Origin of the sequence: Spiroplasma endosymbiont of Danaus chrysippus, assembly GCF_902809815.1 — a bacterium.
Classification (GTDB): Bacteria; Bacillota_I; Bacilli_A; order Mycoplasmatales; family VBWQ01; genus Spiroplasma_E.
The window spans coordinates 53154-74913 of record NZ_CADDIL010000002.1; the positions used below are offsets into that span (position 1 = coordinate 53154).

Consider the following 21760-nt stretch of genomic DNA (forward strand, 5'->3'; position numbering starts at 1 on the left):
ATTTATTAATAATTAGATATAATTTAATAAAGAACTCTTTATATTAAGGAGAAATCATGCGTAAACGAGTAAACTTACTTTTATCATTAATCTTACATATTGCTTTGATTGCAACAATAGTTTTTGTTATATTTAATTATATTAAATATTCATGAATTATTTTGATGATAATTATTACTTTAACTATTTTAACTGGTATTATTATTTTCATTACCAATCGTATGCAAGATGCAAAACTATCATGAATTATGGTTACCTTATGTTTGCCAATCATCGGTATTTTTTTATATTGAACTTTTGGTCGTCCTTATCGTTATCGACGAAAACAAAAAACTTATTTAAAAACAAATAGTTATTTTTATACCCAAGAAGATTGAACTTTTGCTAATTCAATTTTAGAATCAAAAAAAATAACTTTGAGTGAGGATACTTTATGTTTATTTAACTATACAACAAGAATTTCTCATCGACCATTTTATAATAATACTGATGTTCAAATTTTAAATAATGGTCCTAATAAATTTGTTAAATTAATTGAAGATTTAAAACAAGCAAAAAGTTATATTTTTATTAATTATTTTATTCTTGGTGAAGGGGAGTTATTAGAAGTAATTATTAATGTTTTAAAAGCAAGGATTGAAGCAGGAGTTAAAGTTTATATGATTTATGATGATGTTGGTTCATATTTTAGTTTATCTAAATATAAAATATGAAAAATGAAAAAAATGGGAATTATTATTCATAAATTTTCACCAGTTAGATTACCGTTTATGACAGGAAATTATAATTTTCGTAATCATCGTAAAGATATTATTATTGATGGGAATATTGGCTATGCTGGTGGAGTTAACTTAGCAGATAACTATATTTATCTTTCTGCAAAGTATGGCTTTTGAAGAGATACCCAAATTAGAATTGTTGGGGAAGCTGTTAAATCAATTGATTTAATATTTAGACAAGATTGGCATTTTATTACTGGTAATATTCTTGATATTAGTGCTGAAAAATCTGAAATAAAAATTAAAAATAATATTATTGTCCAAGTAATTGATGATGGGCCGATTACTAAAGAAACAATTCAAAAAGATTTATTTATTAAATTTATTAGTAATGCTAAAAAGCGAGTTTGAATTAGTACTCCTTATTTAATTCCAACTAGCGATTTAATTACTGCATTGCGTAATAGTGCTTATTCTGGTGTTGATGTTAGATTATCATTACCCGGAATTACTGATAAATTTTTATCATTAGATATGTCAAGAACTTATTATGATTCATTGATTGAGTCAGGAGTTAAAATTTATGAATATAATAATGTTTTTAACCATTCTAAGTCTGGTATTTTTGATGATGATATTACTATTATTGGTTCAACTAATCTTGATTATCGTAGTCTTTATTCAGATCATCAAACTTTAGTAATTGTTTATGATAGTAAAACAAATAGTGATTTATCTGCTTCATTTGAAAAAGATTTTATTCATTCTAGTTTAATTATTAGTAATCCACTACTACATCGTAGTTTTGCTTATCGGGGTGTATTTTTATTATTGCTTAGAATTTTAGCACCATTATTTTAAAAAAATTTAGTATAATTAGGTAAATATTAATAATAAGGTGGTCATAATTTATGGGTTGAAGTCGACGAATTAAAAAAATTAAAGAATATTTTAGTGATGAAAATCAACCTAATTTGGATATTTCTAAATTATCAGAAGACAATGAAAAAAAAAATCCTTTTTTTAATAGGTTTAAAAAACAAAAAAAATCTAATAAATCTTCTACTTTAACTAATAATAAAAAACGTAATAATATTTTTTTAAATTTTAAAAGAAGATCAACTATTCAAATTATTAAACATTTAGAAAATAAAAATATTTTTAACTTATTTTTTTATACTGATGTTAGTAATATTACTTTAATATTAGAACAAGGAATTAAACCTTCTTCACAAATTAAATTATTGCCAAAGCAAGAATATATTGTTTGAACTTATTTAGAACATGCTACTTATTTAGAATTAGAGTTAGGTAATTCAACACGTCATTTTTTTTGAAAGTGATGTGCAGAGCAAAATGTTGATGTTAATAAAATAGCTATTATTTCTGTTGATATTCATAAACTATTTCAAAGCACTACTAAAGATTGAGGTTTAAATGTTGATACTAATCGTGTTCAAATATATGAAATAATTCCTGTTGAAGCTATTGATTGAATTTTGGTTAAAGATCGCAAAATGTTTCGTTTAGCTAAATTATATATTGATAATCAAAGACTAAAGTTAAAACTTTTCCAAGGAAATAATCGTAATATTACTTTAGGCTCTGATTAAATGGAGGTAAAATTATGCGTTGATCTGCAATTGTAATTATTGCTTTAATTCCTTTTATGACAATAATAATTATTTTATTTATACGTTTAAATCATCGTAATAATCAATATTATAATGTTATCCATGGTGATTTGTTGAGTTTAGTTCCATTGAAAATTGATTTAAAAAATGAAATTATTACTTTTTCTGAACGCTTAGAAGTTTTAAATCGTAAAAAACGAATTTCATTATTTGTATTTAAATCAATGATGAATCGTAAAACTAAAGTAAAAATTGAAATTTTTATTCAAGATTTATTAGTCAATAAAGTTCCATTTGAGCCGTGTCATTTTTCGGTTTCCTTTCAATTAGGAAGTAAAGTTATTGTTTATGATTTATCAATTGATTATTTTGATAATAATAATAAAGTTTTGTATGGTCAAATGCAAAGTAATATTCGTTATAATCGTTTTGCTATTTCACAAGCAATTATTTTACAACAAGATGAGTTAACAGTGGTAAAGTCAGTTTTTGTACAAACTATTTTAGATAATTTTAGTCAAAAAAAATATAATAAAAAAATAAATAGTCAATTTGAATATATGATTTTAATAAAAATAAAAAATTATTTAGCATTAGAAAATATTTTAACTGTTAATAATATTGAACGAATGGAATTATTAATTTCATATTATAGTAAAATAACTTTAGGATTAGATAATACTATTATTTGTAAATATTATGATGGTCAGTTTTTAATTTATTCTAGAAATAAGAAAATAAATTTATATCGATTCCAAAAAAAAATAAATAGTTATATTAAACGTAATTTAGTAGAAAAAAGTAGTTATTTGCAGATTCAAAGTCAAATATTATGTGTTTATGCTTCAGTAAAAACTGATGCTTCAAATGTCTATATATTATATAATAAAATTATTGATAAGAATCAATTAGAAGTAGTACAAAGTAGAGACTTAATTGAAATCAAATTGAAGACAAATGATATTTTAAATTATCCCGATTATAATCATTATTCACTTCTACAATCAGAACAAATGGAAAAATTATTAAGTGTTAGTATTAGACCAGTATATAAAAGTGATAATTCAAATGAGTCAAATTGTTACTATGCTTGATGAAATTTTGTTAAAAATTCTTATTATGTTTCGTTTATTGTTTTGATGCGTAATATTCAAGATTCAGGATTGTGATGAAAAGTAAATGAGCCTTTATTTATTCAAACATTTGAAAAATTTGCGAAATTAAAACAAGAAAAAAACCTTATTCTTCCTGTTAGTTTAATTGAGTTACAAGATAAAACTATTTTAACAAAGTTAATTGCTCTTGTTAATAAGAGAAAAAATCTTTTTGAAAATTGTGATTTAATTTTTGATTTTCAAGATATTGGTGAAATTAATAGTTGGAATAAGTATGATTCAATTATTAAAACTATTCGTAGTAATAAAATAAAAATTTCTTTTACTCATGATTTACGTCATATTGATAATTTTAAATTAATTAATCATTTTAAACCTGATTATGTAGTTTTAACTTCTAATTTATTAGAACAAGTTACTTTTAGTTTTAGTAAATATATTGATGTTATTATTTGTTTGCATTATTTAAGAATTTTAGGTATTAAAAATATTTTAGCTCGTGGTATTATTAACGTTCCTGAAATTATTGTTTTAAAAGGATTAAAGGTTGACTATTTACTAGGAAAAGTATTAGAATCAGAACAAGCAAATAAAGTGCTAGATGCTTTAAATTACCCAAATTATTGGAAGTGACATAAAAGTCAATCAACGAAAGGTGAATAGATCATTATGAATAATGCAAAGAATAAAAATATTACAGCAAGAGAGATTGATTTTGCCAAATGATATACTGATGTTATTAAGCAAGCAGAACTTTGTGATTATGGCGCAGAAAATGGTTCAGCAGCCGGTACCATTATTTTTCGTCCTCGCGGATATGCAATTTGAGAAAATATTCAACATTTATTAAATCAAAGATTTAAAATTTTAAATATTGAAAATGTAATGTTACCACTTTTAATTAGTCAAAAAGCATTTCAAGTTGAAAAAGATCATATTGAGGGTTTTGCACCAGAATGTGCAACTGTAACTAAAGTTGGAAATAATCAATTATCAGAAGAACTAATTATTCGTCCTACTTCAGAAGTTTTATTTTGTCGTCATTTTTCAAAAATAATTAGTTCATATAAACAACTACCATTATTATATAATCAATGATGTAATGTTGTTAGATGAGAAAAAAATACAAAACCATTTTTAAGAACTAGTGAATTTTTATGACAAGAAGGACATACAATGCATAATAACGATGAAGAAGCACAAAACTTTACATTAAAAATGATTAAGTTGTATGCTGATTTTGTTGAAAAACAATTAGCAATTAAAGTTATTGTTGGTGCAAAAACAATTCACGAACGTTTTGCTGGAGCAAAAATGACATATACAATTGAAACTATGATGCAAGATGGACAAGCATTACAAGCCGGTACTAGCCATTATTTTGGTCAAGAGTTCACAAAGGTATTTAATATTAAATTTAGTAATAAAGACAATAAACAAGAATTAGGATATCAAACATCATGAGGTGTATCGACAAGATTAATTGGTGCTTTAATTATGGCGCATAGCGATGATCTGGGTTTAGTATTGCCATCTACAATTGCACCGCATCAGATTATGCTTTTAAATTTATCACTTAAAAGTGATAAAGTTAAAATAACTGTTGAAAGAATATTTAAAATTTTAAGTTCTCATTTCCGAGTATTAATAAATGAAGATAATAAAAGTTTTTCTTATAAGAAAAGTGAAAGTCAAATTAAAGGTATTCCAATTACTATTGCAATTGGTGAGCAAGAAATTGAAAACCAAGTAATTAAATTAATTTTACGTCATAATTTAGATACTATTGATGTTGAAATTAATAATGAAAAACTATTAGTAACAACTATTATTAATCAATTAAATAAATTAAATAAAGATTTATTTAATAATTCACAAAAAAAATTAAATACAAGTTTAAAAGAGTTAACAGATTTCAATGAATATCATAAATTAGTTAAAATTCATAAAGGGTTCTTTATTGTACCTTTTTGTGATCAAATAAAGTGTGAAGAAGAAATTAAAAGTTTAACTGGTACAACATCACGTTGTATTCCTTTAGAACCGTATAAAAAACCAAGTAATTGTTTTAAGTGTCAAACTCCTAATAGTGTCTGAACTTATTTTGCAAGATCATATTAAAATTAGTCAGTTAAATAGAAATAAAATAGAGGAAAGATAATTATTTGTTCTTAAATTATTATTGAGGGGTGGTTAGCCCTAAATACTGGACCACTTTTGGATAGACAGTTTTAAATTTTTATTTGTGAAATTGGTGGTTTTAGAAATTTAGAATGTATTCTTTCGTAATTATAAAACATAATATATTGGTTTACATCATTTATAGCTTCATTGAGAGAAAAATATTGATTTGAACCTTTAGGTAGTCATTCTTGAGATAAATGAGAAAATCAGTTTTCAGATATTACATTGCCACCAATATCATAAGGTTGTTTTTTGCTTAAAATTATTTGCTTATCAGCAGCTCAATTTGTGATGTCTTGACAATAAAATTCGTTGGCGTTATCTGAGTGTAAAATAACGTTTTTTACTTGGTTTCAAGAGAATTGTTGATTTATTTTTTCAAGTGCAGGAAGGATTAAATCTTGATAGGATTTGTTTGAACATGTATTATAGCTTACAATATTATTTGAATAAAAATCAATAATTACAAAAAGATATAATCAACCTTCTTTAGTATTTATTTGTTTAGTGTCCATTGATCAAATTTGATTTGAAGAGGTTGTACTTTTATAATCTTTGTTTACTTTATCCATTGTAGGTATTCACTTATTTGGATTTTTTTTGTTTTTAGGATAGTTATTTTTAGTTTGTTTTAATCCTTGAAGATTGTGATCTTTCATAATTTTTCGCATTTGTTTTGTTGATAATTCTAGATTTAAAATAATATGTTTGTATTGTTTTAATCATTCTTTAAATGCTGAAAAAATTCGTAAATAGCCATAAATTTGTCCTTTTCTTGTAAAATGAAATTCAAGTAAAAGTTGGCATAATTCTTGATATTTATGTGTACAATTACTAATTTGATTTTTTTCTTTTTTAATAGGGTTTTGTTTGTTTTTTACAAAATAATATGTTGATCGGTTTAGTTGAAGATGTTGGCAAAGATATCTAATTGAATATTGGTTTTTGCTATCATCAATAATTTGAATTTTTTGTTTGATATTTAACTTGTTAATTACTAATGCTATTTGTTTAATTTTATCCATTATTAAAAATCCTTTCATGTCAAAATTAGTGTTAATTGTATAACACGATTGTTTTTCGAATACATTCAAGTTTTTTTTAAATTAATGGTCTAGTAAAAAGGGCTAAGTAGCAAGTAGCAAGGATAGTTGGTGGAAAATCAAGATTAGATGAGGCTTTTAAGTTTTCTGGTAATAATATTAATACTGCAAATATAGTGCCAATAAAAATAAAACGTTATCTAGTATCACATTTTCCAAAAGTAAAAGATTATTATGATGATAAAGAAACAATATTACGTAAAATATTAATATTTAATAATAATTTTGATTTACAACAAAATACATCATTAAATATTAATGAAAATCTATCAAAATTTTATCAAAATAATAAAATACCAGCTTTTTTATTACGTAATAAAAAAAATATTGATGAATATTATTTAGAATTTTATAGTACTATTTATAATAGCATTGTAAATAAAATAGTATTGAATGATGAAATAGGAAAAAATCAATTTGATTTACCAAGATTTGAATGTTTTCACTTTAATATAAATATTCCATTTAATTTTTAAACCTTTTTTAGATATGATATTAATTTAAAATTTATTGAAGAAAGTAGTGAACCAATTATTGGTGGTTCATATCATTCTATTTTTATTAAAAAATTAATAAGAAATAATAGTGAAAATTGAGTGGCAGCCACTAATTTTACTTTAACTTACAATGAAATATTAAAATTTTATAGTAGTGATAACTTTAGTTTTATTGATTATAAGTATTTAATTCATAGTCAAATAAAGGTATAAAATGTTTATACGTAGGTTACAAATTAGCATTTTAATTATTACTATCACTGTTACATTAAGTATTATGTTATTTTTTATTATAAAAAATTTTTCAACTAATAAAAATTTAAATGAAATGGTAAAAGAATATGATGTAGAATTAGATACCGTAGATGATAAAAAAGAAAGTTTAAATCCAGACATAGTTGTAGAAGCTATTGATATTAAAAAATTAAATGAAAGTATTACAATTATTTTAGATAAAAATAGTACTATCTTAGCAAATCAGTCACAGATTATATATAAAATACAATTTAATCAAGATTTATTTCAATACATATTTTTAAAGTTAATCATTAAAACATTTCCACAATGAAAAATTAACAATTTTATTTTTTATTTTAATATTTTAAATAATGCTGTATGAGTTGAATATAATACTAATTTAAAACTAGATTATTTAGAATGATATTTTAAAATAACAAATAAAATTTAATGCTCTATGTTATACTAAGTATAACTATTAATAAAAATGATTTAAATTAGGAGTGAATTTATGGATATTTTAAGCGAAATTCATCAAATTATTAAAAAAGATTATCCAGAAATTAAAGAAAAAATTACACCCAAAACTAAATTTAAAGATGTAAAAATTGACTCTCTTAAATTAGTAATGATTGTTATTAAAATAGAAGAAAAACATAATGTAAAAATTAATGATAATAAATTACTGGATTTACAAACAAAAACAGTTCAAGATTTAATAAATGAAATTGAAAGATTAGTAGCAATTGAAAATAAAAAAAAGTAATATTATATTTTATCAGGAGATTAGTATGAATAAAAATTTTGAAAATATTATCCAAAAGTTGAAAGATAAAGACTATCGTTTAACTGATGTTCGTAAAGCAGTTATTAAAGTATTAACGCTTAAGCAACACGTTAGTATTAATGATATTATTAGTTTTTTAACAAAAGAAGGTAATGATAATATTAATATTATGAGTATTTATAATACTATTGATTTATTAATGACAGAACATATTATTCATGCTAATGTTTTTGAAGGAAAACAAATAATTTATGAACTATCAGAAAATACCGTTCATATTATTTGTAATTTTTGTAATAAAATTATTCATGCCTCTTTCGAAGATAAACAACAAATTTCACCATTACAAGAAGAAAAACTTGAAAAATTAGCAAATAAAAATAATTTTTATTTTTCACATTATAAGTTAGAAATTCATGGAATTTGTGATAAATGTGAATTAAAAATAAAAAAAAATGAAATTTTAATTGAACTTAAAACTTCTTTCGCGTAAAATTGAACATGTACTATTTAAATTAAATATTTTAATTAAATATTTTAGGGGTGTAGTTCAATGGTAGAACATCGGCCTTCAGATCCGAGTGTTGTGGGTTCGAGTCCTGCCACCCCTGCCATTATTAAAATTCACTTTTAAATGTTTCTCATAAAAGTGAATTTTTTATTATTATAATTTTGGTAACTTATCTTTATCTAAATTAAAAGCAACAAAACTGAAGGTTCCAATTCCTGTATGAGCACAAATTACATTTCCTAAATTAATAGTTTTGACGTTTTTAATGCCATAATCTTTAACAAATTTTGTAATTTTTTCTATTTCTTTTGCCTCAGCAAAAGCATGAATAATGTAAAAGAGAGTAATACTTTCTATTTTTTTACTTTTATTAATTTCTTTAAGAGTATTTTTAATAGCTTTATCTCATGTTCTTGTTTTATCAAATTTATCAATGGTTCCGTCAAAAGATAAAATTGGAGTTATTTTTAACATAGTAGCTAAGGCTGCTGCTGATTTTGAAATTCTACCACCACGAACTAAATAATTTAAATCATAAGGTAAAATAAATGCTATATAGTTATCTCTTATTAATTTTAGTGCTTCTATAATATCATTAACATTATTTTTTTCGTTAAGTGACATTTGATATGCTTTTTTAACTAATAGTCAGTTAATAACTGAAACGCCATTACTATCAAAAACAAAAACTTTATCTTTAAAATTAGATTCTTTTGATAACATAGTAGCAGTGTTATATTGACCCGATAACCCCTTTGATAAAGGAATAAAAATAATCTTTTCAAATTTAGTTAAAGCATCTTCTCAAATTATACTCATTTGACCAAGTGGTGTTTGCGAAGTTTTGGCAGATTGTTTTTCATAAACTATTCTATTATAGAATTCTTCATCCTTTAGAATGTTAGGGTTATCAGTAATAGTTGTATCATCACTAAAAGTGATTAATAATGGACAAAATCCAATATTCATTTCTTTTAAATCTTTAATTGAAAATCCTGAAGAGGAATCAGCAACAATACCAATTTTTTTTTTCAATTTTCTCACCCTAACTATAATATTTTTTACTTATTTATTAAATTATAACATATATTTTTTACTGGTGGTTAGCCCTAAATACTGGACCACTTTTGGATAGACAGTTTTAAATTTTTATTTGTGAAATTGGTGGTTTTAGAAATTTAGAATGTATTCTTTCGTAATTATAAAACATAATATATTGGTTTACATCATTTATAGCTTCATTGAGAGAAAAATATTGATTTGAACCTTTAGGTAGTCATTCTTGAGATAAATGAGAAAATCAGTTTTCAGATATTACATTGCCACCAATATCATAAGGTTGTTTTTTGCTTAAAATTATTTGCTTATCAGCAGCTCAATTTGTGATGTCTTGACAATAAAATTCGTTGGCGTTATCTGAGTGTAAAATAACGTTTTTTACTTGGTTTCAAGAGAATTGTTGATTTATTTTTTCAAGTGCAGGAAGGATTAAATCTTGATAGGATTTGTTTGAACATGTATTATAGCTTACAATATTATTTGAATAAAAATCAATAATTACAAAAAGATATAATCAACCTTCTTTAGTATTTATTTGTTTAGTGTCCATTGATCAAATTTGATTTGAAGAGGTTGTACTTTTATAATCTTTGTTTACTTTATCCATTGTAGGTATTCACTTATTTGGATTTTTTTTGTTTTTAGGATAGTTATTTTTAGTTTGTTTTAATCCTTGAAGATTGTGATCTTTCATAATTTTTCGCATTTGTTTTGTTGATAATTCTAGATTTAAAATAATATGTTTGTATTGTTTTAATCATTCTTTAAATGCTGAAAAAATTCGTAAATAGCCATAAATTTGTCCTTTTCTTGTAAAATGAAATTCAAGTAAAAGTTGGCATAATTCTTGATATTTATGTGTACAATTACTAATTTGATTTTTTTCTTTTTTAATAGGGTTTTGTTTGTTTTTTACAAAATAATATGTTGATCGGTTTAGTTGAAGATGTTGGCAAAGATATCTAATTGAATATTGGTTTTTGCTATCATCAATAATTTGAATTTTTTGTTTGATATTTAACTTGTTAATTACTAATGCTATTTGTTTAATTTTATCCATTATTAAAAATCCTTTCATGTCAAAATTAGTGTTAATTGTATAACACAATTGTTTTTCGAATACATTCAAGTTTTTTTTAAATTAATGGTCTAGTAAAANTACCATATGAATTTAAAGATATATATGTATCTCAATCCATTAAATGATTATCAATAGTATCATGATTACTAAATAATAAATCTGGTGGAAATGGGTCAACAGTAGTAGTTGTTATTGGATTTTCTGTTGGATTAGGATTAATATCTGCATTAGTAAATTTACTATAATTAACTAAACCAATTGTTCCTAATCCTAATAATATTTTTTTACTACTATTAATTAATTTAGTTTTTGAACTTGGCATTTGATTTAAATTTCAAATATCAATTCCTAATTTTTTACTAAATAATAAAGCATTAATACTTCCTAAAATAGGATTTCCTATTAATTGACCATAATAAGCACTGGTACCAATCATGGCAGATAATGGTGCTATTCCAGTTCTTATTAATTTTAATAAAGTATAATTTGATTGTGAGTTTTCTGTATTTGGCATTTTCTATTCTCCTTTTATAAATTTAAATTTCATATTTCCAATAGTATCTCTATTATTACCGACAATAATTAAATATCCAGTTTGATTATTTTCTAATATTCATGAATAATAAATATCTTGTGGATATAATTTTGGATATAAATTTAATGCTAATAAATAACATAAAGCATCTTCTTTATTTTTTAATAAACTTACTGTTTTACATATTATTTCTTTAGGACTTTTTTCATTATAAAATCATTCAGTTTTAATGTTTCTCATTATTTCACATCCTTTTATGAACTCATCAGCACCGTTTACTACGGTGGACTATAGAATTATAATGTTATCCAAATTTTAATAATTCTATAGTTTCGTTCTGTATAAAATAAAATTTAGGACTTACATTGACATATTTAAATAAAAATAGGAGTTAAACAGGTTATATGTCAAATGCCTATCATTTTATTTAATCTTTTATTATTGCTATTGCTCCTAAAATAAGAGCAACTAAACAAAATAATAATATGATTGCTACTGGTGTAGTTGCTATCACTATTAATAATATTCCTCATCAAGGCATTATTTACTCTCCTCTTTTCATGTCATTTCAAACTGAATTTTAAATTTTCCAAATAAAATAAATGCTAGTAAATTATAAGGAATAGAGATTAAAGATAATAATAAAAATATTGGTAAAATTAATATTCTTAATAAGATATAAAATAATTTCATTAATCAAATTCACCTTTTTCTATAAATTCAAGTACTTTATAATAAGCAGTAAGTTTACCGGCTTCTTTTAAAGAATCACATAAACAAATACTAATTTGTTTTTTTATTCAAATAATTAATTTTTCTTTATTCATATTAAATTTACCTTTCACTAGACCTCAAAATTTTCTATAATTTCTTCTTCTTTTTCTAATTCTTTTAATTTAGATAAAGTAGAATTGATATCAGTATTATCAATATTATTATTTGAATTAATAATTTTAACTTCTTCACCAGTATTATCTTTATAAGCAATTGTTTCTTCATCAATTACTACACCTTGGTCTAATTGAAGTGCTAAATTAATATCATCTTGATTATTTAATACTATAATTGGTGTTTTATTAATTTCTCTAATTAATGCTTTTACAACTGTTTTTAAAGCCATTTGGTCAAAAGCAGAAGTTCATATATGATTTAATTTTCATTCTTGACTTTTTTTATTATAAGTTTTGCCATATTTATCTTTATGTTGATTAATTTCTTCAACAGTCATTCCTTTATAAAAATTATTAATTTTACCATTTTTATCTAAAAGTGAAATATAACAATAATAACCAATTGTATTAATAGTTTTTCTTTCAAAAATTAATGCTGGATTAATTTCTCATTTATTATTTTCTTTATTAAATTTATGTGCAGTTGTTATTTTTTCTCTTTGAAAATCAACTACTAATCCAGTTCTTTGTAATAATGTTAATCAACCATCTTCTTGAATTTGAACTTGTAATTCATCACCATAAGGTATTAATGCTAATTCTTTTTTAATTGGATTAATTGAAAGATTTAATTTATATAAATTAATTAATGCATTAATTAAACTTTGAGTATTCATATTTTTTAAATCTTTACTAGAATTGATAATCATCTCATAATAATTTCTAAATTTTACATATTCTTCTTTATTACTTTTAATAAAATTAGGAATTTTTAATTCATTTTTATTATTACTCATTAGTTGATTCTCCTTTTTTATTTAATAATTCTAAAATTTCATCTAATTTTTTATTAATTTTTCCTAAGTGTTTTAATAAAATTAAAATTGATTTATCCATAAGTTACTCCTATCATTTTTTAATTGTTTTAAATCTATTATCTAAATGTACTTCAATATTTTTACTAGGATTAACTATTAAATGACTATTAATAACAATTCAATTTTTTTCATTACTATCTAATTTTTTAGGTAATTTATCAAATTCAATTGAATTACAAGAATAAATAGTTTTTTCTTTAATTGTTTTTTCATTAATCATTTTTATCATTCTTTTTTAATTTAAATTTAAAAATAAAATCTATATCATTTTCTTCAAATTCTTTTTTTACTATTTTATTTCAATTTTTATATTGAATTTCATTTTTAAAACTTAATAATATACCTAATAAGTTATCTTTTATTTCTTCATAATTTCATTGTTCATCTGTGATTATTGATGTAGCACAAATAATTTTTTTTACTTTTCTATTCATTTCATTCTCTACCCCTTCTTAATCATTCTTTAATATTATTTTGTAAAAAACAAACAAAACCCTATTAAAAAAGAAAAAAATCAAATTAGTAATTGTACACATAAATATCAAGAATTATGCCAACTTTTACTTGAATTTCATTTTACAAGAAAAGGACAAATTTATGGCTATTTACGAATTTTTTCAGCATTTAAAGAATGATTAAAACAATACAAACATATTATTTTAAATCTAGAATTATCAACAAAACAAATGCGAAAAATTATGAAAGATCACAATCTTCAAGGATTAAAACAAACTAAAAATAACTATCCTAAAAACAAAAAAAATCCAAATAAGTGAATACCTACAATGGATAAAGTAAACAAAGATTATAAAAGTACAACCTCTTCAAATCAAATTTGATCAATGGACACTAAACAAATAAATACTAAAGAAGGTTGATTATATCTTTTTGTAATTATTGATTTTTATTCAAATAATATTGTAAGCTATAATACATGTTCAAACAAATCCTATCAAGATTTAATCCTTCCTGCACTTGAAAAAATAAATCAACAATTCTCTTGAAACCAAGTAAAAAACGTTATTTTACACTCAGATAACGCCAACGAATTTTATTGTCAAGACATCACAAATTGAGCTGCTGATAAGCAAATAATTTTAAGCAAAAAACAACCTTATGATATTGGTGGCAATGTAATATCTGAAAACTGATTTTCTCATTTATCTCAAGAATGACTACCTAAAGGTTCAAATCAATATTTTTCTCTCAATGAAGCTATAAATGATGTAAACCAATATATTATGTTTTATAATTACGAAAGAATACATTCTAAATTTCTAAAACCACCAATTTCACAAATAAAAATTTAAAACTGTCTATCCAAAAGTGGTCCAGTATTTAGGGCTAACCACCATTGGTACAATTCATATCAACTTCCAATACTAATATTTCATAATGTGTAATAAACGCATTTTCTAATAAATGATGTTTATAATTTTTATGAAAATTACTAGCCTCTACAAAAGTACAAAAGGCTTTATATTTTGTTTCAAATGTATAATTAACTTTATATTTTATTAAATAAACGTATGCCATATTTATTTTTCTCCTTTTAAATATTTTAGATATTCATTATCAATAAATATTTCATTTTCTTTACAGCTAGTATTATTTTTATTTCTATTTTTACAAAATATATTTCAACCATCACCAAAATAATCACAATCAATATTATGATTTTTATATTTTGGATTTAATTTTATTGCTAATTCGATTATTTCCTTTTTTTCCATATTATTATTTTCTCCTTTATTTTATTTATTGTGTTATGATATTGTTAATGAGGTATGTATTTATATATAAAACCCCCTATTTTTTTAAATAATACAAATGTAATTATTAATTAGATTAATGGGTTCTTTACTGAGCCATAATAAGGCTATTCAAATTAATCTATAATTACATTAAGCGATACAGTGTAACATTTTAACTTACTTAACATTAAATGCTCTTTTATACTGATATAGAAGTATTTACATTTCGTACTCACTATTAGACTTTTACGACAGTTTTATTAAGTTTTAATCTTTTAACAAAAAAAGAACGATAGTTATATCGTTCTTTGTTATTTATGAAACTATGAGTTAAATTTATGCGCCCTAATTATGAAAATTTTTTTATTTTTAGTAAAATTAAGTGTAAAATTAATAATATTATAAAGAAGTGGAAGTGACAAAATGAGTCAAAACATTATTTTTGCTTTTGAAATTATTGCCTTAATTATCGCTATATTATTAGTAATTTTAGGTTTATTACAAGGTAAAAAAAATCATAATGGTCTTGGTGCTTTAAGTGGGGGTAATCAAGAATTATTTGCTAGTACTAAAGAACGTGGTTGAAGTAAGTTATTTTCTATTGCCACTTTAGTATTAGGTATATCGTTATTTACTATGGCAATAATAGTAAGAATTCTTATTAATACTATTGGAGTTATAAATTAATGATAATTATTTTATAAAAAGGCACACTAAAATGTGCCTTTTTATAAATTTTAAAAGATAGATTATAATTAATTATATAATTAGGATAAAGTTGGGATTGATTGAAATGAAGCAAGAGATTATTAATGAGTTACAAAATAGTATTACACCTTTATCAACGGTTGATTTAACAGTGAAACTTAATATTACTAATCATCATCAACAGCAAGAACTTATTGCTGATTTAGAAGAATTGAAAAATAGTGAAATTATTTTGGAAAATAAAGAACAACAATTTTATATGCTAAAAAATAATAATTTATTTATTGGCAAAATTCAAATTACTAAAAAAGGATTTGGATTTGTTAAATTATTAAATAGTGAAGAAGAATATTATGTTAATATAAAAAACATAAATAATGCGTTAAATAATGATGAAGTATTATGTAAGTTAGTAAAAATTAATAATCAGAATGATGAGGCTATAGTATTAAAAATTATTAAACGTGATACTAATCTTCTTGTTGGTACTGTTATTGTTAATGCAGATACGAAAGTAAAAACATTATTAATTCAAAATGCAAAGTTACAACAGTATGAAGTTAATATTTTAAATCCTGATAAAGCGTTAGAAAATAATATTGTTGTTGCAAAAATTAAAAATTTTGAACAAAATATTTTTAATGTTACTATTACTAAAATCTTGGGTAATATTAATGATCCTGGTGTTGATATTTTAGCTGTTATTTATGAAATTGGCATTAAAGCACAATTTGATGTTGAAACATTAGCAGCAACAGATAAGGTGCCATTAACAGTTTTAGAATCAGATAAAATTGATCGTATTGATTTGACTAAAGAGTTATTAGTTACAATTGATGGTAAAGATGCTAAAGATTTTGATGATGCTATTTGTGTTACTAAACTAGCTAATGATAATTATCGTTTAATTGTAGCTATTGCTGATGTTAGTCATTATGTAACAGAAAATAGTCCTTTAGATGAAGAGGCATTTACTCGCGGTACATCTGTTTACTTAGCAGATCGTGTTATTCCTATGTTACCAACGCAGTTATCAAATGGTATTTGTTCTTTAAATGAACAAGTAGAACGTTTATGTATGGTTTGTGATATGGAAATTGATAAGAATGGTTTAACAGTAAAACATAAAATTTATCAGGCATTTATGAAATCAGCAAGAAGAATGAATTATGATGAAGTAAATGATGGATATAATGGTAAAAATCCAAATTTTATTAAAACACATCCACAAATTTGAGAAATGTTACTAAAAGCAAAAGAATTGCACCAAATTTTATGAAAGTTTAAACAAGATGCTGGAGTAATTGATTTTGAAATTAATGAAGCAAAAACAATTATTAATGGCAATAGAGAAGTAACTAATATTATTTTAAGAACTCGTGATATCGCTGAAAAATTAATTGAAAGTTTTATGATTAGAGCTAATGAAGTAGTTGCTAAAACTGTATTTGATATGAAATTACCTTTTATTTATCGTGTTCATGAACATCCTCGTTCTAAAAAAATACATCAAATGGTTACAATTCTGAAATTAATGGGCATTAAACTAAATCCAAAAATCACAAATATTAGTTCAAAAGATTTACAATTATTATTAAATTCTTTAAAACAATTATCAACATTTCAAGTTTTATCAACTTTATTATTAAGAAGTATGGAAAAAGCACAGTATACTAATAAATGTATTGGCCATTTTGGACTTGCTAGTGATTATTATACACATTTTACTTCACCAATTAGACGTTATCCTGATTTAATAGTTCATCGTTTATTGCGTCAGTATATAGTTAAAAGAGAAATAAATGCTAAAATAATTCAGAAATATCAAAGTTTTACTAATTGAGCAGCTGAGCAATCTAGTAATATGGAATTAAAAGCATTAGAGTGTGAACGAGCTGTAGATCAAATGAAAAAAGCAGAATACATGATGCAATTTATTGGTCATAAATTTGAAGGTATAATTTCTAGTGTAACTGGCTTTGGATTATTTGTTGAGTTAGATAATACAATTGAGGGTTTAATTAGAATTGCAGACATGACTGATGATTATTATATTTTTAATGAAAAAGCAATGATTTTGTTTGGTGAAAGAAAACGAAAACAGTATGCTCTTGGTCAAAAGGTGAGTGTTCTTGTTAAAAGTGCAAATAAAGTTGCTAGAACTATTGATTTTATTTTAGAAGAAAATGGTCAGCAAAATAAAAACCGTGATAAAAATAATAATAATCAATCATCAAAAATGTATAAAGCAAATAATTTTAAATATAGAAAAAAGATAAAACTAAATGGTAAAGTTAAAAAAAATAAAAGTGAAAAGAAAAATGGAGTAAAAAAATGAAAATACAAGGGCAAAAAAGATTAATTCAACAAAGCAATCTTAACATTGAATGCTATTATTATAATTATTTTAAATCGCCAGGCTTAAAACAATATCCGGATTTATTATGAGTTAATGAAGATTATAACTTAATTAAGCAAGTAAATATTGAACAAGATACTGTAATAAGATTAGCAACTAATTTATTTGAAGTTGGTCAAAAATTTAATTTGTTTGAAAATTTAGATTATTTTATTATGATGCCAAAAAAACCTACTTCAGTTAGTAGTTTAGAATTAGTAATAATTGAATTAGTTAAAATTATTAAAAAAAAATTAAATTATGAGATATTATTTATTAATAATATTTTCCAAGTTGATAACTACCGTAAATTTTGAGAAAATAAATTAAAAGTTAGCGAAAGACAAATGGAAATTACTAATAAAATTCATTTATTATCTAAATATATTAAATTTTTTAATAAAAAAAACATTATTATTATTGATGATATAGTTGCCTCAGGGATTTCTATTGCCCAAACTATTTTAGAAATTATCAATAATAACAATGATTTTAAAATTAAAGCTTTGTGTTATGGTTCAGTTTATAATTGAGAAGTAATTTATAAATAGTTAAAAGAGTTTCCTAATTTTTTTCTTTTTTTCTTCTAATGAGTCTGATTCAGATATATTATAAGAATCTTCAATATTATTTATAAATGCATAATTAATTTCAGCATTAATTTGATTTTTAGCAATAAGTTTTAAAATAAAATCAGCAGTATCTGCTTCTAAAGCAAATGTGTAAATTTCAAATTCATCTTCATTAATAATTTCCGTTTTCGTAGAAATTTTTAAAATATGATTTTGTTCATCAATAATAATTTTGCAAACCTCAAGTTTTTTACCAGTTAAAATCTTATAAATAATTACTTTATCATTATTATTTTTATCAAAACCCAAATCGCCTTGATAAAATTGACTATTTTTTACTGCTGTTGGTTTAGTATTTAACTCTCCTGCCATGTCCTTAGACTCCTTTCAGTTGTTTATTAATATATAAAATTAACAAAAACCCGTAAAACAAATATAAAATCTATTTCTTGGGTTGCTATACAACAAATATTAATTTTATGTTTAATTTTACATTAATCATTGCTAGAAAAACTATTGATTAATCTAACCTTCATTAAATTATAGCATGTTCTTAATAAAAAACAAATTTAAGTAAGTATTTCAGTATTTATGAAATTATTATTATATAATCTAATTATAAAGTTTATTAAAATAATGGTGGAAACAATGAAAATAATTGCAAAAAATAAAAAAGCGTACTTTAATTATGAATTATTAGAAAAATTAGAAGTGGGAATTGTTTTGACTGGTTCTGAAATTAAATCAATTCGTTTAGGTAATGTATCTTTACAGGATAGTTATGTAACTTTTAGTAATAATGAAGCTTATATTATTAATATGAACATTACTACTTATAAATTTACTACTAGTTATATACTTGATCCATTAAGAAAAAGAAAATTACTTTTAAATGCTCGTGAAATTAAAAAAATTCAACAAGAACAAAAGCAAAAAAACTTAACTGTTGTTCCAACAATGATATATTTAAATAGTAAAAGTAGAGCAAAGTTAGAAATAACATTGGCTCGTGGTAAAAAAAATTATGATAAAAGAGAGACCATTAAAAATCGTGATGCAGTAAGACAAATCAAAAAATAATAATTTAATTAAGAAAGAAAAAAACTATGATAATATGATTACCTTTGAGGCTTTTTAGTAATCTGTGTTTCTTTGTTTTACAAAGTACTAGTTCAGATTAATTCTGTCTTCAAATTTTATCATAAAATGAGCAATTGCTGTATTTCAATTTTGAATAGGCAATGTTCATTTTTTTGTGATATTTTCAATTGCTAAGTAAAAAATTTTAAAAACTGCCATATCATTAGGAAAAACTTTTTTATTTCTAATAACTTTTCGTAATTGGCTATTAACAGATTCAATAGCATTTGTAGTATAAATTACCCTTTTAATTTCTGCTGGATAACTAATAAAAACCATTAAATTTTCTCAATTTTTATATCAAGATTTAGCAATTTGTGGATATTGTTTATTTCATTTACTTTCAAATGATTCTAAAGCTTGCATTGCTTGTTCTTCACTACATGCTGTATAAATTGGCTTTAAATCGATAACTAGAGACTTTCGATGTTTGTATGAAACATATTTTAAGCTATTTCTAATTTGATGAACTATGCATAATTGATGTTCAGTTTTAGGATAAACTGATTGTATTGCCTCTGACATGCCTGTTAAATTATCACTACAAGCAATAAGAATATCATTTAAGCCTCGATTTTTCATTTCTGTAAAATTATTTAATCAGAATTTAGCACCTTCATTTTCACTAATTCATAAACCTAAAACATCTTTTTTACCTTCTAAATCAACTCCTAAAGCTATATAAACTGATTTGTTAATAATACGTTTATCCTGACGTACTTTAACTACGATACAATCAAAATAAATGATTGGATAAACACTATCTAATGGACGATTTTGCCATGCTTTGACATCATCAATGACATCATCAGTAATTTGACTAATTACGCTTTCGCTAATATCTGCGCCATGATATAACTCTTGCAACTGCATTCTAATATCTGATAAAGTCATACCTTTTGCATATAGTGAAAGAACTTGTTGATCAAAACCATCAAATCTTCTCTGTCTTTTTGTGATTATTACTGGTTCAAAATTACTATTGCGATCTCTTGGTACATCAATTTCAATTTTACCTTGTTGAGTTATTAATTTTTTTGATGTTGTACCATTACGAACATTGTCATTATTACTGCGTTGATTTCTTTCGTGTCCTAAATAATTTTGCATCTCAGAATTCAACATTTTTTCTACCAATCGTTTAGTTAATTCTTTATATAAGCCTCCCTCTTTAAAAACTGTTGTTAAATCCTCAGTATTTTCTAATAATAAATCTACTGCTTTTGATATTGGATCATTGTTATTAAGATTATCTTTTTTAGCCATCTGTAACTCACTCTTTCTAGATATATAAATTATATTTACTAGAATTAATTAAACATAGTTATTTTTGTAAGTCACACAGATTACTAAACATTCCCAAANCAAGTAAAAGTTGGCATAATTCTTGATATTTATGTGTACAATTACTAATTTGATTTTTTTCTTTTTTAATAGGGTTTTGTTTGTTTTTTACAAAATAATATGTTGATCGGTTTAGTTGAAGATGTTGGCAAAGATATCTAATTGAATATTGGTTTTTGCTATCATCAATAATTTGAATTTTTTGTTTGATATTTAACTTGTTAATTACTAATGCTATTTGTTTAATTTTATCCATTATTAAAAATCCTTTCATGTCAAAATTAGTGTTAATTGTATAACACAATTGTTTTTCGAATACATTCAAGTTTTTTTTAAATTAATGGTCTAGTAAAAAGGGCTAAGTAGCAAGTAGCAGTTTAATTATTATACCAATTAATATGCTTACGCTTAATATTTCAACTATTACAATTTCAAAAATCAGTTATTTTATTATTGCTGCTTTGTGTTTTTCATTTTGACTTTTTTCATGTCTTTTCTTTTGCGAGAAGATCCAAAAAATATGGGTATGCATGATGAAATAGTTTTAAAAAAAATTAAAACTATTTCTCAATGAAAAATAATAATTTTAATTATGTTTGGATTAACTATTTATT

Annotated in this window: 25 protein-coding genes and 1 tRNA gene; 14 read left to right on the plus strand and 12 right to left on the minus strand. The window is 23.1% G+C overall.

All coding sequences use genetic code 4. The features are described 5' to 3' along the window. Positions 1 to 56: 56 nt before the first annotated feature. From cls to proS, 4 genes are read left to right on the plus strand one after another with little or no spacing between them, the layout of a single operon-like run. Positions 57 to 1580 (plus strand): cardiolipin synthase, encoded by a 1524-nt coding sequence (gene cls / locus SPIRDC1_RS02125; RefSeq protein ID WP_174480322.1) that lies wholly within the window; start codon positions 57 to 59, stop codon positions 1578 to 1580. A gap of 50 nt (positions 1581 to 1630) precedes the next feature. After that, positions 1631 to 2332, plus strand: a complete 702-nt coding sequence (locus tag SPIRDC1_RS02130) for an acetyltransferase (protein WP_174480323.1) — start codon at positions 1631 to 1633, stop codon at positions 2330 to 2332. Between the two features lie 14 nt (positions 2333 to 2346). Continuing rightward, positions 2347 to 4131: a hypothetical protein gene (locus SPIRDC1_RS02135; RefSeq protein WP_174480324.1), complete on the plus strand. Its 1785-nt coding sequence runs from the start codon at positions 2347 to 2349 to the stop codon at positions 4129 to 4131. Positions 4132 to 4137: 6 nt separating this feature from the next. Then, positions 4138 to 5589, plus strand: coding sequence for a proline--tRNA ligase (gene proS, locus SPIRDC1_RS02140; RefSeq protein ID WP_174480325.1), 1452 nt, complete (start codon positions 4138 to 4140; stop codon positions 5587 to 5589). Between the two features lie 110 nt (positions 5590 to 5699). Here proS and SPIRDC1_RS02145 read toward each other — a convergent pair whose 3' ends face one another. Beyond that, on the minus strand, positions 5700 to 6695 hold the full coding sequence (locus tag SPIRDC1_RS02145; protein ID WP_174479968.1) for an IS3 family transposase: 996 nt from the start codon (positions 6693 to 6695) through the stop codon (positions 5700 to 5702). Between the two features lie 176 nt (positions 6696 to 6871). Here SPIRDC1_RS02145 and SPIRDC1_RS02150 point away from each other — a divergent pair, with 176 nt between their 5' ends. The 5 genes from SPIRDC1_RS02150 (at position 6872) to SPIRDC1_RS02170 (ending at position 8890) form a co-directional block, all read left to right on the plus strand. After that, entirely contained in the window at positions 6872 to 7231 is a 360-nt protein-coding gene (locus tag SPIRDC1_RS02150; protein WP_174480326.1) for a hypothetical protein, read from the plus strand. Positions 7232 to 7580: 349 nt separating this feature from the next. Beyond that, a complete protein-coding gene (locus SPIRDC1_RS02155; RefSeq protein ID WP_174480327.1) occupies positions 7581 to 7940 on the plus strand; it encodes a hypothetical protein in 360 nt (119 codons plus the stop codon). 60 nt (positions 7941 to 8000) lie between these two features. After that, positions 8001 to 8255, plus strand: coding sequence for an acyl carrier protein (locus tag SPIRDC1_RS02160; protein WP_174480328.1), 255 nt, complete (start codon positions 8001 to 8003; stop codon positions 8253 to 8255). A gap of 25 nt (positions 8256 to 8280) precedes the next feature. Further along, positions 8281 to 8769 (plus strand): Fur family transcriptional regulator, encoded by a 489-nt coding sequence (locus tag SPIRDC1_RS02165; protein ID WP_174480329.1) that lies wholly within the window; start codon positions 8281 to 8283, stop codon positions 8767 to 8769. Between the two features lie 46 nt (positions 8770 to 8815). Next, positions 8816 to 8890, plus strand: a tRNA-Trp gene (locus SPIRDC1_RS02170). Positions 8891 to 8940: 50 nt separating this feature from the next. Here the strand turns inward: SPIRDC1_RS02170 and SPIRDC1_RS02175 are convergent. From SPIRDC1_RS02175 to SPIRDC1_RS02205, 7 genes are all read right to left on the minus strand, one after another. After that, positions 8941 to 9822 (minus strand): DegV family protein, encoded by an 882-nt coding sequence (locus SPIRDC1_RS02175; protein WP_174480330.1) that lies wholly within the window; start codon positions 9820 to 9822, stop codon positions 8941 to 8943. Between the two features lie 106 nt (positions 9823 to 9928). Beyond that, positions 9929 to 10924, minus strand: coding sequence for an IS3 family transposase (locus tag SPIRDC1_RS02180; RefSeq protein ID WP_174479968.1), 996 nt, complete (start codon positions 10922 to 10924; stop codon positions 9929 to 9931). A gap of 520 nt (positions 10925 to 11444) precedes the next feature. Then, entirely contained in the window at positions 11445 to 11702 is a 258-nt protein-coding gene (locus tag SPIRDC1_RS02190; RefSeq protein ID WP_174480332.1) for a hypothetical protein, read from the minus strand. Between the two features lie 452 nt (positions 11703 to 12154). Beyond that, the gene (locus SPIRDC1_RS10200) at positions 12155 to 12289 is read right to left on the minus strand and encodes a hypothetical protein (RefSeq protein ID WP_255495897.1); all 135 of its coding nucleotides are present in this window, start codon (positions 12287 to 12289) and stop codon (positions 12155 to 12157) included. Between the two features lie 17 nt (positions 12290 to 12306). Then, positions 12307 to 13149 carry a RecT family recombinase gene (locus tag SPIRDC1_RS02195; RefSeq protein WP_174480333.1) on the minus strand — a complete coding sequence of 281 codons (843 nt, stop codon included), beginning with the start codon at positions 13147 to 13149 and terminating at the stop codon, positions 12307 to 12309. A gap of 109 nt (positions 13150 to 13258) precedes the next feature. Continuing rightward, complete coding sequence (locus SPIRDC1_RS02200; RefSeq protein ID WP_174480334.1) at positions 13259 to 13450, minus strand: hypothetical protein; 192 nt, start codon at positions 13448 to 13450, stop codon at positions 13259 to 13261. Then, positions 13443 to 13664 (minus strand): hypothetical protein, encoded by a 222-nt coding sequence (locus SPIRDC1_RS02205; protein WP_174480335.1) that lies wholly within the window; start codon positions 13662 to 13664, stop codon positions 13443 to 13445. Before SPIRDC1_RS02205 ends, SPIRDC1_RS02200 begins: the two co-directional genes overlap by 8 nt. Before the next feature lie 252 nt (positions 13665 to 13916). On the opposite strand from SPIRDC1_RS02205, the gene SPIRDC1_RS02210 reads away from it, so the two are divergent. Continuing rightward, positions 13917 to 14540 carry a DDE-type integrase/transposase/recombinase gene (locus SPIRDC1_RS02210; RefSeq protein ID WP_174480336.1) on the plus strand — a complete coding sequence of 208 codons (624 nt, stop codon included), beginning with the start codon at positions 13917 to 13919 and terminating at the stop codon, positions 14538 to 14540. Positions 14541 to 14574: 34 nt separating this feature from the next. Here the strand turns inward: SPIRDC1_RS02210 and SPIRDC1_RS02215 are convergent, their stop codons facing one another. Next, positions 14575 to 14766, minus strand: a complete 192-nt coding sequence (locus SPIRDC1_RS02215) for a hypothetical protein (RefSeq protein WP_174480337.1) — start codon at positions 14764 to 14766, stop codon at positions 14575 to 14577. A 2-nt stretch (positions 14767 to 14768) separates the two neighbouring features. Beyond that, a complete protein-coding gene (locus SPIRDC1_RS02220; protein ID WP_174480338.1) occupies positions 14769 to 14963 on the minus strand; it encodes a hypothetical protein in 195 nt (64 codons plus the stop codon). 444 nt (positions 14964 to 15407) lie between these two features. Between SPIRDC1_RS02220 and secG the strand changes: the two genes are divergently transcribed. The 3 genes from secG (at position 15408) to SPIRDC1_RS02235 (ending at position 18641) form a co-directional block, all read left to right on the plus strand. Beyond that, positions 15408 to 15671 (plus strand): preprotein translocase subunit SecG, encoded by a 264-nt coding sequence (gene secG, locus SPIRDC1_RS02225; protein ID WP_174480339.1) that lies wholly within the window; start codon positions 15408 to 15410, stop codon positions 15669 to 15671. A gap of 106 nt (positions 15672 to 15777) precedes the next feature. Beyond that, the gene (gene rnr / locus SPIRDC1_RS02230) at positions 15778 to 18054 is read left to right on the plus strand and encodes a ribonuclease R (RefSeq protein WP_174480340.1); all 2277 of its coding nucleotides are present in this window, start codon (positions 15778 to 15780) and stop codon (positions 18052 to 18054) included. Next, positions 18027 to 18641, plus strand: a complete 615-nt coding sequence (locus tag SPIRDC1_RS02235; RefSeq protein WP_174480341.1) for a hypothetical protein — start codon at positions 18027 to 18029, stop codon at positions 18639 to 18641. Before rnr ends, SPIRDC1_RS02235 begins: the two co-directional genes overlap by 28 nt. Here the strand turns inward: SPIRDC1_RS02235 and SPIRDC1_RS02240 are convergent, their stop codons facing one another. Next, a complete protein-coding gene (locus SPIRDC1_RS02240; RefSeq protein ID WP_174480342.1) occupies positions 18642 to 19034 on the minus strand; it encodes a hypothetical protein in 393 nt (130 codons plus the stop codon). Positions 19035 to 19310: 276 nt separating this feature from the next. On the opposite strand from SPIRDC1_RS02240, the gene smpB reads away from it, so the two are divergent. Further along, entirely contained in the window at positions 19311 to 19742 is a 432-nt protein-coding gene (smpB, locus tag SPIRDC1_RS02245; RefSeq protein WP_174480343.1) for an SsrA-binding protein, read from the plus strand. 87 nt (positions 19743 to 19829) lie between these two features. Here the strand turns inward: smpB and SPIRDC1_RS02250 are convergent, their stop codons facing one another. Beyond that, positions 19830 to 21068, minus strand: a complete 1239-nt coding sequence (locus SPIRDC1_RS02250; RefSeq protein ID WP_174480344.1) for an IS256 family transposase — start codon at positions 21066 to 21068, stop codon at positions 19830 to 19832. Between the last annotated feature and the right edge of the window lie 692 nt (positions 21069 to 21760).